The 16,372-nt window shown below is 59.4% G+C and carries 6 protein-coding genes; 1 reads left to right on the forward strand and 5 read right to left on the reverse strand.

The window, feature by feature from the left end; all coding sequences use genetic code 11:
• Window positions 1-14 precede the first annotated feature (14 nt).
• Window positions 15-8,558 carry a two-partner secretion domain-containing protein gene (locus ACEN9A_RS17535; protein WP_495688508.1) on the reverse strand — a complete coding sequence of 2,848 codons (8,544 nt, stop codon included), beginning with the start codon at window positions 8,556-8,558 and terminating at the stop codon, window positions 15-17.
• Between the two features lie 24 nt (window positions 8,559-8,582).
• Window positions 8,583-10,289 (reverse strand): ShlB/FhaC/HecB family hemolysin secretion/activation protein, encoded by a 1,707-nt coding sequence (locus ACEN9A_RS17540; RefSeq protein ID WP_258668897.1) that lies wholly within the window; start codon window positions 10,287-10,289, stop codon window positions 8,583-8,585.
• A gap of 387 nt (window positions 10,290-10,676) precedes the next feature.
• Between ACEN9A_RS17540 and ACEN9A_RS17545 the strand changes: the two genes are divergently transcribed.
• The gene (locus tag ACEN9A_RS17545; protein WP_258668898.1) at window positions 10,677-12,494 is read left to right on the forward strand and encodes a di-heme-cytochrome C peroxidase; all 1,818 of its coding nucleotides are present in this window, start codon (window positions 10,677-10,679) and stop codon (window positions 12,492-12,494) included.
• A 115-nt stretch (window positions 12,495-12,609) separates the two neighbouring features.
• On the opposite strand, the gene ACEN9A_RS17550 is transcribed toward ACEN9A_RS17545, so the two are convergent.
• The 3 genes from ACEN9A_RS17550 to ACEN9A_RS17560 form a co-directional block, all read right to left on the reverse strand.
• A complete protein-coding gene (locus ACEN9A_RS17550; RefSeq protein ID WP_008011722.1) occupies window positions 12,610-13,158 on the reverse strand; it encodes a cupin domain-containing protein in 549 nt (182 codons plus the stop codon).
• Window positions 13,159-13,519: 361 nt separating this feature from the next.
• On the reverse strand, window positions 13,520-14,815 hold the full coding sequence (locus tag ACEN9A_RS17555) for an NAD(P)/FAD-dependent oxidoreductase (RefSeq protein WP_019648644.1): 1,296 nt from the start codon (window positions 14,813-14,815) through the stop codon (window positions 13,520-13,522).
• Window positions 14,816-14,867: 52 nt separating this feature from the next.
• Entirely contained in the window at window positions 14,868-16,358 is a 1,491-nt protein-coding gene (locus tag ACEN9A_RS17560) for an aldehyde dehydrogenase (RefSeq protein WP_258668899.1), read from the reverse strand.
• Window positions 16,359-16,372: the final 14 nt, after the last annotated feature.

Raw genomic sequence — 16,372 nt, forward strand, 5'->3', positions numbered from 1 at the left:
TAATTTTATACATTTCACTTAACGCTCCCCCTTGGATTTGCACCGACAACGAAGCCGTTATCACCAACAGTCACAGCTATTCGCTGCGTCTGACCGTTAATATTTAACTCATAAATCGGGCGCCCAACTCCAGAGCCTTGATAACCAACGAGCTTACCCTCAGAAACCGCCCTCATCACTACTCCCGGAATCTGAGCCTCTGACACACCCATCTGAGCGAATTGGCTACCATGCTCCTCAATGATGTGCTGCAACCCAGCTTTTGAGTTTCCGGTCTCTAGGAATACAACTTTCCCGCTAGAACTGCGAGTCGTTGCGATGACATTCTCTGGGGTAAATTTCACACCATTAGCAGTTAACTCATCAAGCAAGGATGTGTTCAACGTGCCTTTTGCAAACCAAGAACCGGCCCTCCCGAGTATAGCTGCTAATCCTAAACCGGTTAGCTCCCCGGCCACGAACTGGCCCCACGCCTTGACAAACTCATTCGCAGGCTGGACACCATCAAAGCCCTGCCCTTCAACGAGTGCTCGTTGTACTTGGGCAATGTCTTCAGGTGACGCTCCCTGGCTTTGCATGTATTCGGCGAGAGAGCTTGCCGCTTGTGCATACTCAGTCAAACCTGGCGGCAAGTGCATATCAAAATTGTACTTCGTAGCGTTATCCGCCACCCAAGCCCCAGTTTGCAAAGCATCTGCGTCTCCCCCTTGCGTCGACGCCGCTAACACCCCCACGATCTGCGACGCCATCGAGAGCAGATCAGGATTACCACCGACCAATTTATTCAGGTCGACGATGAGCGCTTCATTCGCACCCGCCGCCAAGGCTCCGGTTGCAAAATCACCACCTGTTACCTCTGAGAGCAGCCCACCCACCATGGCATGAATGACGACTTTAGTTGCAGAACCATCGTCAAACACGCCTTTGGTGTAATCGCCCACGGCGTTGAAGCTGGCTGCCGCCAATGTGTTGAACAAGGCAGTTTTCAACACATCACTAACGTTGACGTCTTCCCCCAGCGCCTTGCCCAGCAACGCGGACGTCCCGCCTTGCAACACCTGATTAACGCCAAACCGCCCAATCCCTTCCAGGCTGCTGAGGTCTACCTTGCCTGTAATCGTTGTTTTCAGAATGTCTTTAAAAAACCCAGCTGTTACACCAGCCGTCACACCCGAAATCACATACCCTTTGAGCGCTTCCGAGGACGTCACGTCCTGGAACACCGCTCCAAGATTCCCACCATTGTTGATAAAGCTGGTGGCCGCATTCGTTGCCGCACCAGAAGCCACTGCAGCAAGGCCTGCGGCTCCGATGGTCCCCATACCGGCAAAAGCACTCAGTGCCGCAGGGCCGACAAAAGCCGCCATGACGATCGCAATGATCATCTGAGAAGCAGGCCCAAGCCCCGAGGTTTCATACTTGAACGACTCGTGGATTTCCTTGACCAACTTCCAGTCCACATCGCCCCGTGCTTCGGCTTGCTTCAGCCAGGCCAGTTGCGGGTCGGCTTTGACCATCGCATCAATGGTCTGACTGACGCTTTGCTGATTCACCTCTTTGAGGTCGATTCGCAGACCTTCCACCGCCTTGATCGTGATGTTGCCTTTGGCAATCATCTGGGTCTGGCGCAATGTCTCGTCGGTGTTGCCCTTGCCTTTCGAGGACATCCACGCGGCGTTGCTATCGCTCTTGATATGGCTCTCGTCATGCAGATCCTTCACCGCTTCGAAGACAATCGCACCGCCGCTGTCGAGCGTGATGTTATTGGCACTTTCAAGCGAGGCCGCCTGATAGCGCTGATCGCCGCGGCTGGACAACGTCAGGTCGCCGCCGGACTTGATTTTGGTGCCCACATGGACGAGGTCGGTGACCTCATCGCGCTGGGTTTTCAGGCTGCCGAAGCTGCCCTTTTTCTTCATGTCGTACAGCGAGTAATCACTGTCCTGCGCGGCCAGCAGTTGCAGGTCGCCGTCGGCGTGCAGGTAGGCTTCTTTGCCGGCGCTGATGTCGCTGGCGATCAGGGTCATGTCCTTGCCGGACTTGAGGGTGAGTTTGCCGCCGGCCTCCAGCGTGGTGCCGATCTGGCTGACGTGGTCTTCCTGGCGGGTTTCCTTTTTGTCCTTGAAGTAGCTGTGTTGTTCGTCGGCGGCGGTGGCGAACAGCAGGTCGCCCTTGGCGTCGATCGTCACGTCGCCCTTGGCGTCGAGCTTGCTCGCCACCACGGTCACGTCGCCGCCGGAGTTGACCGTCAGGCTACCGCCCGCGCTGACGCTGGCACCGTGCTGGGTGAGGCTTGAGTCAAGGAAGTCGGTACGGCTTTCGGACTTGCGCTCTTCCACGGCGGTGATGCTGACGTCGCGCTTGGCATCGATGGTCATGTCGCCACCGCTTTTCAGCACACCGCCGCTATTGAGGACGTCGCGCCCGGCGTTGATCACCAGTTTGTTCGCGGCCTCGATGCGGGCGGCGCTGTCCACGAAGTCACGCGCATGGCTGTAGTCGCCGACGCTGCTGTCGTGGGAGGTCACCGTGCGCTCGTTGACGACGTCGCCGTTCGTGGCCTTGAGCGTCACGTCCCGCCCGGCAATGATCCCCCCCGCCTTGTTGGTTAAATTATTTGTGGCGAGCAAGTTCAACCGTTCCCCCGCCACCACCAACCCGCTGCTCACCAAATCTTTCTTGGCCGTCGCATCCAGGTTCTGGCTGGCGCGCAGGGTGCCGGCGTTGTGCAGGTCCTTGTCGGCGATCAGGGTCACGTCGTGGCCCTGGATCAGCGCGCCGTTGGCCGCCAGGCGGTTGTTAGCGTTGGCCAGGTACAGCACCGGCACCAGGACTTTTTCGCCGTTCACTTCGTGTTCTTCGAGCCAGACGATGTCGTGGGTCAGGGCCGCGACTTGCTGTGAAGTGAGGGTTACGCCGAGGCTGAGGTTCAACGCGTCCTTACTGGCGATGGCGTTGTTCATCAGGTACTTGTAGAGCGCTTCGTCCGAGGTCTGGCCGTCGATGAAGCGTTGACCGGTGCGGGCGAGCACGGCTTGCTGGACCAGTTTCTGCTCGTAGAGCCCATCACCCAGGCGCTTGGCGCTCTGGTCGGGTTTGTAGCCCAGGCCGGACAGCAGGTAGTCCGAACTCATGAATTGCTTGAGGTCGGTGAGGACCGGGTTGGTTTCGATCAGGTATTTGTGCGGCTGGGATTTGCCGGCGTTGCTTGGCAGACCTTGGACGCGGTTGAGGGTGACCGGCGCACTGGTGGACGAGGTGACGCCGGCGCCGGTGAGGGTCCAGCTTTGTGGGCCGGTGGCGGTCGGGTTGGTGCTGCCTTCCTGGCTCAGACGGAATAGGCCGTTCTGGCTGCTGGGCAGGCTGAAGCCGGGAAGCGTGAGCGGGTTGACTTGCTGCTGGGCCAGGTCGGGAGCAAGTTGCTGGTTGATCTGGATCGGCGTCGAGTAGCCACTGCCTACTCCCGTGTCAGCCTTGGTATGACCTGCCGCCACATAGGCATAGAACGGGCGAACCACGCTGTTGTTGATGTTCTGGGTGGCATTGAGGGTGACATTTGCGCCGGCCTGGATGATGGCATCCAGGGACTCACCGTTGATGGTGCGACTGCTGGTTGGCAGTGTTTCGCCCATCCAGGCCAGAAAGTTGCTCAAGTCCTGTTCGACAGTGGCCGAAGGGGTCGGATTGTTTCGTTGGGTGAAGAGGTCAGCCATGTTGATGGCCGAAGCGGTTTCGTTGACCCAGCTCACGAATCGCCGGGTGGTTTCGATGTCCTGCTCTTGCACACCCTTGTTGTTGATCGTCGACGCCGTGATCGTTAAATTCCCGGCAGCCGTAACGTTGCTGCTGATGTTGTTCACTTCGCCGGCGTTAATCGTCAGGTTCGCGCCGCTGTTGATCGAGGCGGCTTCAGAATGAAGCGTGACCTTCAGGCGATCGGTTTCTGCAATTTCCCAAAGAGCGTTGATGCGGCCACCGCCACGGTCATCACACCCATACGAGATCAGTGCGCATGACAATTGAGTGATGGTCGCGACACTTTTCTCATGCTCGGTGTACTGCAACACATCCATGACGTTGTTAACCGTCGTGGCCGCGATCGTCAGGTCGCCGGTACTCTCAATCCCTCCAGACCTGTTATCCAGCAGATCAGCCTTGGTCTTGTTTTTGTCCCTGGCGATGAGCGTACTGCCCAGGCTGTAGACCTGCCCGTAGCGGTTAGTGAAGCTGGGGCTCAGGAGCTGCATGTCTGCGCCACTGAAGATCAAGCCGCGGTCGTTGAGCAACGCGCCTGTGGTCAACGTCAGGTTCTTGCCGGCGCCCACGGTGCCGGTGTTGTTTACGCTGCCGGCCGTCAGGGTCAGGTCGGCAGCCGATGTCAGGCGACCGGCGTTGCTGAGCTGTCCACCCACGGAAATGGTTGTGTTGCCGCCACCGGCGAGGCTCGATGCTGCATTGAGGTTCAGTTGTGCAGCGCTGAGGCCAAACGTTCCCAGGCTGCTGACCCGGCCATTGCCCGAGTACGTGCCACCGAGCGTCAGGCTCAGGCTGTCGTCACTCGCGATCAAGCCATCGTTATTCCAGTTACCGCCGCTACCGGTCAGTGTGCTGACCGCCAGCAACTGACCGCTGGCCGTCTGGTTGAGGCTGTTGATATTGACGGTCAGGCGATCAGCCTGGATCACGCTGCTGTTGGTCCAGCTGGCGGCGGCCAGAGTCAGGCCACCACGGGTGACGAAGTTGCCGCCAGCGCTGCCCAGTTGACCGGTGGCGATGTCGAAAAGGCCGGTGCCGACGTGCAGCACGTTGCCGCCGACGTTCAACAGACCACCGGCGCCGAGGCTCAGGTCATTGTTGGCGGATTCCACACGGCCGTTGCGGTTGTCGAACAGGCCCCCGATGGCGAACGCGGTTTTACCATTGGCGCCTAGCGCGCGCAGCTGACCGGTCTGGTTGTCGAGGCTGGCGGCGGTGATGGTCAGCGTGCTTTCACTTTCGATGATGCCCAAGCGGTTGTTCAATGCGCCGCGCAGGCTCAGGTCGATCTGTTGCCCGCCGATCTGCCCGTCGTTGTCGCCGCTGTTGTCGAAGTTATTGCCGGTGACGCTGACCCGGCCCTTGGCGTAGAGACCGCCATTGCGGTTGTCGAAGTTGCCGTTGGTACCGGTGTCGACGATGGCATCACCGGTTTGCGCAGTGATCCGCCCGCCGTAGTTGTCGAGGCCGGCCAATGCCTTGAGGTTCAGGCTCTGGGCCTGAATGATCCCGCCCTGACGGTTGTTGTTCAGGTCATAGCCGTTGCGCAGTACACCGGTGATCTGGCTGCTGAAGGCGCCTTGCAGACTGGAGAGCACACCGCCGCGGCTGTCGAGGCTGGCGGCGGTGATGTCGAGGTTGCCGCCCTTGGCGACGATGCGCCCGCTCTGGTTATCGATGGCGCCGCTGGTTTTCACCGTCAAGTCGCCCTGGCTTTGCAGGGTGCCCTTGGCGTTATCGAGGCTGGCGGCATTGAGCGTCAGGCCGGCGTTACTGCTGAAGATCTGACCGTTGGCGCTGTTCTGTACGACGCCACTGGCCGTGATCGTCAACAATTCACTGGCCGCGACAGTGCCGCCATTGCGGTTATCGAGGCCACCGGTCAACAGGCTCAGCAAACCCTGGCTGGCCAACTGGCCGCCCTGGTTGTCGACCTGCACCGCGCGCTGAATCACCAGCGGGCCATTGCTCGCCAGTTTGCCGCTGGTATTGGTCAGGGTGCCGAGCAGATCGAGGGTGATCGCGCCCTTGCCCGCCAAGGTACCGGCGCTATTGTTCAGATCGGTGCCGGTGAAGCTGATGTCCTGCTGGGCATTGATGGTTGCATTGGCGTTGCTGAGGGTTTGGGCCTGAATATCCAGAGCGGCGCCGCTGTCGATCAAACCGCCCTGGGCGTTATTCAGTGTTCCGGCAATGACGAAGGTTTGCGCACCGGCACTGGAAAGAATGCCGTTGTCGCTGTTGTCGAGGCTGGCCGCCGTGACCTTCAACGTGCCGTTACTGACCAGAGCACCGGCGTTGCTGTTACGCACAGCGCCGGTGAGGTCCACCAGCACGTCACCGTCGCGGCTCGACAAGGTGCCTTGATTGCGGTTGTCGAGGCTGCCGCCCAGAAGGCTCAGGCTTTGCCAGCCGGAAATCAGACCATTGAGGTTAGTGGTGGCATCGGCGGTGAGGTCCAGTTGCTGACGGCTGATGAGTTTGCCGTCGCTGTTGTCCAGGTTACGGCCCGTCAGCATGTAACTTTGGCTGCTGGAGAGTTCACCGCCACGGTTGTTCAAGTCCCGCAGGTTGCGGATGCTCAGTTGACCGGTGGTGGTGATCAGGCCATTGGCGTTGTTCAGGTCACCCATGGCGCCGCTGAAGTCGATGGCAATGGCGCTGCCGAGCAACGAGCCGCCGTTCTGGTTGTTCAAACTCGCCGTGTTGATGTTCAGGTTTTGGGTAGCGTTGATCAGTCCTTGATCCTGATTGTCGAGCTGGCCGTTAACCCTGAGTTCGAGGCCGGCGCGACTGGTCAGGGTGCCGCCGTTGTTGTTCAGGCTACCGGCCTGTACATCGACGCTTGCCGCCGCGATCAAGCCTTTGATGTTGGTCAGCGCCTGCTGCACGCGCAGGGTCACGGCCTGATTGCCGAGCAGTTTGCCGTTGCTGTTGTCGAGGCTGTCGGCCGCCAGCGTGAACGCCTGGGCACTGGATATTTCGCCGTTGCGGTTGTTCACCTGGGCGAGGTTTTTCAGCACCAGTGCCGGGGCATTGATCAAACCGTTCTGGTTATTCAGCTCGCCGTGATTCAGGTCCAGGGTCAGCGACGTGCCGCTGGTGAGTTGCCCGCCATCGTGTTGGTCGAGGCTGCTGACACTGACCGTCAGGGCCTGGTTGCTGGCGATCTGGCCCTTGCTGCTGTTATCGACCGTGCCAGCGTTGAGGCTCAAGCTGTCGAGGCTGGTCAGTTTGCCGCCCTGATTGTTCACCGCCCCCGTGGCGGTGATGCTCAAAGCCTGACCGGCGTTCACCAGCCCTGCCACGTTATCCAGAGTGCCCATGCGCAGCGTCGCGGTGGCCAGGCTCGAGAGTTCGCCAGTGCGGTTGTTCAGGTGGCCGAGGGTGGCGCTGAGATTACCGGTACTGGTGATCAGACCGTTGCTGTTGAGGACCTGATTAGCCGTGAGATTGAGATTGCCGCTGCTCAACACCCGGCCATTGTTCTGGTTGTCCAAAGTCCCGACGGTGATGTTGGCGGTTTGCGCAGCGCTCAACGTGCCGCCCTGATTGTTCAGGGTCTGACTGGTATTGACCGTCAGGTTGCGGCTGGCCACCACGCTCTTGCCGGTGTTGTTGAAGTTCTGCGCATTCAGGTTCACATCGCCATTGGCATTACGACTGGTATCAGCGTTGACCCCGGCTTCGATGATGCCGTTGTTGGTCAGCACACCACCGGCCGTCAGCGCGATGCTGTCCCGCGCGGCAAGGGTTTGCTGGTTGCTCAGGTTGCCTTGGGTTTGCACGTTGACGACGGTGCCGGCGTAGACCGGGCCACGCGCATCGAGGCTGGCGGCTTTGACGTTCACGGCCCCCGCCGCAGAAGTCTGCGCCAGGCTGAGATGGCCGTTGGCGTCGAGCTGGATATCACCACCGCTGGCGGCCAGGTTGCCGTCGAGTTTCACCCCGACCCCGGCTTCGGTGCCCACCAGTTTGATCGCCCCGGCGTACATGCCGCCCAACGCGGAAGAGTCGATCGCCAGTTGTGGTTTGGCGCTGCCGTCATCGGCACGGGCGGTGGCGTTGAGGCTGTCGGCGTTGACGTCGTTGCGACCAGCAATGATGGTCAGGTTTTTCGCCTGAATCTCGGCGTTGATCTTCGCGCTGCGGGTGATGATTTCGAAGCGATCGACGTTGTTGGCGTTCAGCCCGGCGCCGTCGATGGTGACGCTGCCCTGATCGACCTGGAAGCGATCGAGACGACCGTTGTCCAGCACCGGTTTGCCGGTGGTCAGGGTCACGCGCGGGGTGTTGATGAAGCCGCAGCCGTTGCAGCTGATGCCGTAGGGGTTGGCGACGATGACCCGCGCCGACTGACCCGCCACTTCGGTGTAGCCGCGCAACTGGCTGGGACTGCCGCCGACCACTTCGTTGAGGATGGTTTGCGCCGCGATCCCGTTGGTCAGGTTCGGGTTGCCGACGATGATCCCGCCCAACTGGGTGGCGCCGGTCTGGTTGGCGACGTTGTTGAGGATGACGCCCTGGGTGCCGACGTTGTAATCGTGAAACTGGTTATGCGACAGACCCGTGCCGTTGGGCGTGGCGATCTGGACGATCGGCACGCCATTGCCCGCCTGGCCGAGGCTGGTGCCGGGCGTGGCCACCACGATCCCGTCGGCCTGGGCCCACATCGGCTGCCAGAACATGACGTTGGCCAACAGGAACGCCAACCCGCGCTTGGGCATGCCCCAGAAGTGCTCGCGGTTTTTGACCGCAGCCGAGGGCTGGTTAGCGAGGAAGGCGTAATGGCGAACGTCCATGTCAGTGTTCTCGAAGAGGCGTATTTAGAGGAAGAAATCCACGCGGAAATAGATCGGCGCTTCGCGCTCGGTCAGCACGTCAGGGCGTTCCAGGGAATGGGCAAAAGTCACGCTGGCGGCCACATGCTGACCCCGGGCAAACAGCTCCACGGAGTCGCTGGACATGCGCCCGTGCTGATCGCCGTTGTAGCGGTCGCCACGGATCACGCCCTGGTCGTAACCCAGGCTGGTGCCGTACTCGGCGAACACCGGGCGCAGCCATTCCAGGGTTACCGGACGGCTCCAGCGCAGGTCGTTGCGCCAGTAGCCGCCGCTGTCACCGGACAAGGACTGGTCCTTGTAACCGCGAATCGACGACTGCCCGCCAAGGCTGGTGCGCTGCGGGCTGAACAGCACGTCTTCACTGCGCTGGCCGGTCATCAGGCTGCTGAAACTGAAGGACTCGCCCCACAGCTTGAACGGCTGCAGATAACTCGCAGTGGCGGTGTATTTGCGGTAACGCGCGTTCGGCTCGCCGGGGCCCGGATCACCGTTACCCTGGACGTCGAACGCGCCGATGCCTTGTTGCATGCCCAGGTCGAGGTTGACGAAGGCACTGCCGACCCGCCGACCGTGGTTGATGCCGAACTGCGCTTCGCTGATGCGGTTGCTGCTCAGCTTGAGCTTGCTGTCTTCGATGAAGTTGTTGGTGCGCAGGTACGAGAGACCGGTGCTGAGGGAGGTCTTGCTCAGGGCGTCGCGATGGATCACCCGCTCGGCGCGCAACTGATGGTTTTCGCTGTCGCCGGTCTGCTTGAAGTTGAAACCGTTGGCCTGGGCTTGCGAGCGGTACTCGCTCTGGCTGTAGGTGTAACTGAAGTTCCACCAGCCCCACGGCACGCTGTAATTGAGCATCGCGTTGTTGGAGGTGTGCTGGTGATCGCTCATCGCATCGTGACCGCCGCGCAGCATCAACTGATCGGCCAGGCCCAGCGGGCTGTCCCAATCGAACGTCGTGCCCCACTGCTGCTCGCCGGTGCTGCGCTGGCCGTCGTTACTGCGCGACAACCCGACACGCCACGGCTTCTGCGGGGTGTTCTTGACCAGCACCTCGCTGCCACCGACGTTCTTGCCCGGCGACAACTCCATCTGCGCCTGATTCGACGGCAAGCGGTTGAGCTGATCCACCATCTGCTCGATTTCCCGCAGATTGACCAGCTCCCCGCTCTTGCCGGGAAAAGCCATGGCCAGTTCACGGTCCGACAGCTGGCTGCCCTCCGCGCCCTTCAACCCTTCGAGCCGGCCCTCGACCACCAGCACCTTCAAATGCCCGGCGGACAAATCCTGCTGCGGCAAGTAGGCCCGGCTGGTGACCAGGCCTTTCTCGATGTACAGATCGGTGATGACTTTCAGCAACTCGTTGAGCTGTGTAACGCCCAGGCACTGGCCGATGTAAGGCTTGAGCAGGTGATTTTTCTCGCCGTCCGAAAGACTGTCGGCGCCTTTGAGCTCGATGTCCTTGATGGGGAAACAACGGGCGTCGGCCGGGGCCGTCGGAGGCGCGGGTTTGGCTGCCTTGCCGGGTAATTCCTTGAGCTCCTCGAGACGCCGACGCTGCTCGTCGAGCAAGCGATCCTGACGTTCGCGGATCAGATCGGTTTCACCGGGGGTGGGGGCGGCGTGAGCAAGATTCAGCGGAGAAAGGCACAGCAAAGCCAGGCACAACCTCGCCACGAGGGCGGGTGGGTACATGTTCGATCCCTCGAATGGAGACTGATAGCACAATAGTGGCGCGATATTAGATGGCCACTATTTTGACGTCAATGAACGGATTCATTCGAGGAGGTTAAGGGATGACTTGTAATGGCTAAATCGGGCGCTTCCGACGAGAGCGCAGGACGTTTCCTGATGTGGTGTAGAAAAATGCTCACAACACCAAGGCGCTGTAGTCCGCAGAGAAAAAGCGGAGTGCCAAACGGCAAGGTCTTTTTTACGTAATGAACAACCCGGGCTCTGTCCGGGTACGGGGCATGGAACAAAATTAAAGAGCTATATTTTTTGTGGCTACACTCATGGCTGGTAGCTATTGGCTACCAACGTGATGGGTCTCAACAGGAATTACAAATAGAAGGGAATCTGATGAACAAGTTAAAAGCCCCCCCGTTTGCCTGCGCTGCATTGTTGTTTTTCGGCGCTCATTCAATGGCTCAGGCTGCCGACATTCTGGATCAGGGATGGAGTGACACCACCCAGTCCAATTGGCTTGAACTTTCACAAGGATCGAGAATTCTCCCTCTCTCCTGGGCGCTTGCATTGGAAGAGCCTGGTTCAGAGGAGAAGTTCATGAGTGACAAAACGATCTCCGCCTACGGTTACACGCCTTATCGTCCGTCTTATAACGGTAAGCGCTTTACGTTGCCGATGGGTTTCGTTTTGGATGATAGCCACGACAGCAAGCTGTCTTTCACTAAACTCCGCTGGTTTTTTGGACAAGGGTCGAGAGAGCCGTGGGTGGGGATGAACTGTTCTGCTTGTCACACGGCTCAGATCAAATTTGAAGAGCAGAATCTTGTGATCCATGGCGGGCCAACGAACGCCGACTTTCAAAATTTCTTTAAATATTTTAGAGAGGCCTTAAGCAAAACGGCTTCCGATCCTGAAAAATTTGAGCGCTTTGCAAAGAGTGTCCTGGGTGATGACCTGTCGAAAGGGAATCGCCAACGGTTGAAAAAATCCCTGGATAGCTTGAATGCGTTTTATGCCCAAAACGAGACATTGAATGCCACAGATCTGCAATATGGCCCAGGTCGCCTTGATGCAGTGGGCCACATTCTCAACAAAATCAGTCAAGTCACCCAAGCGAAACCGCCTACCCCTAACCCCTCTGATGCGCCGGTGAGTTATCCATTTCTCTGGAATACGCCTCAACACAACGTTCTCCAATGGAACGGAATGGTCAGTAAAGCAAAACTCTTCTCGTTCACGGGCGAAGGCCTCGATGTCGGAGGTCTGGGGCGTAATGCAGGAGAGGCCATCGGTGTGTTCGCCGACATTCGCCCGGTTAAAGAATCCGCGGCCAAGGCAGGGTTTGTCTCCAGTGTGAACGTGAAAAATCTGGATGTTCTAGAACGTTCTCTTTATACCCTGAAGCCTCCGCGGTGGCCTGGGCAGTTGCCAAAAGACCTCACGCCTGGCGCCAAATTATTTACGGAAAATTGTGCCGGCTGCCATGCCCCCCTTGATAGAAACAATCTCGCCACGCCCATCAAAGCGGTCATGATTCCAATCTCCGCGAATGACAATTTCAATGCCCAGAGCCCAAAAGACTCGACCATTGGCACGGATCCCTGGATGGCGTGCAATGCCTATCAATTTAAAGCGGATTCTGGAGTGTTGGCGGGTTATTCCAAAGTCGATAAATCAGGACCCATCAAGTCAAATGACCTTCTCTACAACATGCTGGGTGTGACCGTCCTGGAGACATTACTGGGTAAAGGGCGCGATGTCGCCGAACTGGCTTTCGATGGATTGCTTGGAATAGATACCAAACCTCAAAAAGTCCCTGGCTTCAAGGAGCGTGCCTTGTTCAGTCGTTTGGATGAGAAAGCACTACGGCTATACAACTGCTACCGTGCCAGTTCAACCGTTCCTCTTCTCGCCTATAAAGCAAGACCCCTCACCGGCATCTGGGCCACAGCTCCCTATTTGCATAACGGCTCTGTACCGAGCCTGAATGACCTTCTGCTGCCACCCCATCAGCGCCCGTCGAGTTTTTACACAGGGACCAATGAGTTCGATAACAAACGGGTTGGATTCAAGACCGAGAAATCGGACAAGAACTGGTTTCTTTTCGACACCAAGCTTGATGGCAATAGCAACGCCGGGCATGACTATGGCGTGGGCAGCCTCAGTGATGTCCAAAGGTCACAACTTCTCGACTACTTGAAGTCACTTTGAACGGCGTCGCAGACGCTCTCACTTGAGGTATGGAGTGGTAATTGCTGGTAGGGGCGACCGAAAGTATTGGTCGCCCCGCCGGAGGCCTGTACAGATTTAATGTTTGCTTCAGGTATCAGAAGTTAGCCGGGGTGTTGGCGCTGATGATTTCTGCCTCATCCGCCCCAATATTGCGAAACCGATGCGGCAACGTCGTCGGGAAGTAATATCCATCCCCGGCATTCAACACACTAATCTGCCCATCCACCGTCAACTCAACCGTGCCGCGAGTTACGAGCCCACACTCCTCCCCCTCAGCATGCACAATCGGCTCTTCCCCCGAACTCGCCCCAGGCGCGTATTGCTCGCGCAACAGCCGCATCTGCCGACTCGGCACCGAAGCGCCAATCAGCAACAACCGCAGCCCATGACGCCCGAGGTCCGGCTGTTCATTGGCGCGAAACACATACTGATGCTCGCGTGGCGGTTGGTCGAAGGTGAAGAAGTCCGCCAAAGACATGGGGATGCCTTCGAGCAGTTTTTTGAGGGAGCTGACGGAGGGACTGACGCGATTCTGTTCGATCAGGGAGATGGTGGCATTGGTGACGCCGCTACGCCGGGCCAGCTCGCGCTGGGACAGTTTGTAGCTTTCGCGTACTAATTTGAGTCGTGAGCCCGTGTCCATGACAGCCTTATGTGAGAACTACTTAAGGGGTAATGGGGGTGGGTGGCGGGCGACTGGTGGCCGCGGATTACGCCGTTTCCCGTCCCGGAACCGTGGAAGGCGGGTATTAAATCACGTTTGTGGGTGTTGCTCAGCAGGTTCGATAAACGGCTGGCAAAAAAGCTGTCGGCTTCTGATGTCAGTCAGTTCTGGTGTCGAAACTGTGGCGAGGGGGCTTGCCCCCTCGGCCACGAAGGTTTGTCCCGCATGGATTGCATCAATGGCAAAAAGCGGGGCCGCTTCGCGCCCCAGCGGGAGCAAGCTCCCTCGCCACAGGGGTGATGCGTAGCCTTGGCCGGCGGAGACCGCCGGCAGGTTCAACCTAGATGCCGAAGCGGTCTCGCAAGGCGTAATACGCCGCGCCCATGGCGGTGAGTGGGGCCTGGAAGGTGCGGCCGCCGAGCATCGGCATGTGTGGCAGGGAGGCGAAGGCGTCGAAGCGTTCGGCGTCGCCGCGGATCATTTCCGAGATCAGTTTGCCGGCCAGGTGCGAGCAAGTGACACCGTGGCCGCTGTAGCCTTGCATGTAGTAGGCGTTTTTCTCGATGCGGCCGAATTGCGGCATACGGGACATGGTCAGCAGGAAATTGCCGGTCCAGCGGTAGTCGATTTTCACGTCCTTGAGTTGCGGGAAGGTCTTGAGGATTTTCGGGCGGATCAGTTGTTCGATGTCGTCCGGCTCGCGGGCGCCGTAGACCACGCCGCCGCCGTACAGCAGGCGGTTGTCGGCGGTGAGGCGGTAGTAGTCGAGCAGGTAATTGCAGTCTTCGACGCAGTAGTTATTGGTGATCAGGCTGCGGGCGACCTTCTCCGACAACGGCTCGGTGACGACGATTTGCGAACCGCAAGGCATGCTTTTGCGGGTCACGCGGTTGTCGAGGTCTTGTGGTAGGTAGGCGTTGCCGGCGATCAGCAGGTACTTGGCCCGCACCACGCCTTTGGCGGTGCGCACGGTGATTGGCTCGCCGTAGGAGATGTCCACGGCGGCGGATTGTTCGTAGATTTTGCCGCCCAGGCGAATGATCGCGGCGGCTTCGCCGAGGGCCAGGTTCAGCGGGTGGATGTGGCCGCCCTGCATGTCCAGCAGTCCGCCGACGTAGTTGTCGCAACCGACTTCGCGCTGGATGTCCGAGGCGTCGAGCATTTTCAGGTTGTTGTTGCCGTAGCGTTCCCAGTTACGCTTCTGCTCGGCCAGGCCATTGAGCTGCTTCTTGTTCAGCGCTGCGAAGATGCCGCCAGGGCGGTAGTCGCATTTGATGTCGTATTCCTTGATGCGCGAACGGATGATGTCGGCGCCTTCAAAGATCATGCTGCCGAGCACTTCGGCGGTTTTGTCGCCGTAGCGCTCTTCGATCACATCGACGTCGCGGCTGTAGGAGTTGACCAGTTGGCCGCCGTTGCGACCGCTGGCGCCGAAGCCGACTTTGGCGGCTTCCAGTACCGTTACGCTGTAGCCCGCTTCGCTGAGGAACAGCGCCGAGGACAGACCGGTGTAGCCAGCGCCGATCACGCAGACGTCGCATTCCACCAGCTCTTCAAGAACCGGGTAATCGCCAGTCTGGTTGCGGGTTGCGGCGTAGTAGCTGTTTACATGATTTTGTGTAGAGCTGTGTTTCATACATTTCTCCGAGGGCCGCCGACATGCGCCGGCGACCGCCGCTGTAAAGGTGTCAGAGCTTGATCCAGGTCGCTTTGAGTTCGGTGTATTTGTCGAACGCGTGCAGCGATTTGTCCCGACCGTTACCCGACTGCTTGAACCCACCGAACGGCGCGGTCATGTCGCCGCCGTCGTACTGGTTGACCCAGACACTGCCGGCGCGCAAGCCGCGAGCGAAGGTGTGCGCCTTGCTGAGGTTGCTGGTCCAGACGCCGGCGGCGAGGCCGAAGATGCTGTCGTTGGCGATCTGCAGCGCTTCTTCAGCGGTGTCAAAGGTGATCAGCGACAGCACCGGACCGAAGATTTCTTCCCGGGCGATGGTCATGGCATTGGTCACGCCGTCGAAAATCGCTGGCTCCACGTACAGGCCTCCGGTGCCTTCAAGGGTGCGATTGCCGCCAGCAATCAGTTGCGCGCCCTGGTCTTTGCCGACCTGGATGTAGCGCAGCACATTGTCCAATTGGCGCTGATCGACGACGGCGCCGACGGTGGTTTCAGGGTCGAGCGCATGCCCCGGTTTCCAGGCTTGCAGCGCTTCCACCAGCAACGGAATGAACTGCTCGCGAATCGAGCGCTCCACCAGCAGGCGCGAGCCGGCGGTGCAGACTTCGCCCTGGTTGAAGGCAATCGCACTGGCCGCTGCCCGAGCCGCTGCGCGCAAGTCCGGCGCGTCGGCGAACACCACGTTCGGGCTCTTGCCGCCCGCCTCGAGCCAGACGCGTTTCATGTTGCTTTGCCCGGCGTAGATCATCAGTTGCTTGGCAATCGCGGTGGAGCCAGTGAAGGCCAGCACGTCGACGTCCATGTGCAACGCCAACGCCTTGCCGACGGTGTGACCGAAGCCCGGCAACACGTTGAACACGCCCTTGGGAATGCCGGCGTCGAGGGCCAGTTGCGCGATGCGGATCGCCGTCAGTGGTGATTTTTCCGAAGGCTTGAGGATGAACGAGTTGCCCGCCGCCAGGGCCGGAGCAAACTTCCAGCTGGCCATGATCAGCGGGAAGTTCCACGGCACGATCGCGGCGACCACGCCTGCCGGTTCGCGGGTGATCAGGCCCAATTGGTCGTGCGGTGTAGCGGCAACTTCGTCGTAGATTTTGTCGATGGCTTCGGCGCTCCAGCGGATCGCGTTGGCGGCCGCTGGAATGTCGATGGCCATGGAATCGCTGATCGGTTTACCCATGTCGAGGGTTTCCAGCAGCGCCAGCTCTTCCCGGTTGGCCAGGATCAAGTCCGCGAAGCGAATCAAGATGCGCTTGCGTTCTGCGGGCTCCAACCGCGCCCAGATGCCGGATTCAAATGCACGGCGCGCGACGGCAACTGCCGCATTGGCGTCGGCTTCGTCGGTGCTGGCGATGTTCGCCAGAAAGCGGCCGTCGACCGGGCTGATGCATTCGAAGGTGTCGCCACTGAGTGCCGGGCAGTATTGGCCGTCGATGAATGCGCGGCCTTCTAGTGTCAAGGACTGGAAGCGTTGCTCCCAGTCGCTGCGAGTGTTTGTCATGGTTGTGACTCTAC

Source organism: Pseudomonas sp. Pseusp18 (assembly GCF_059506005.1).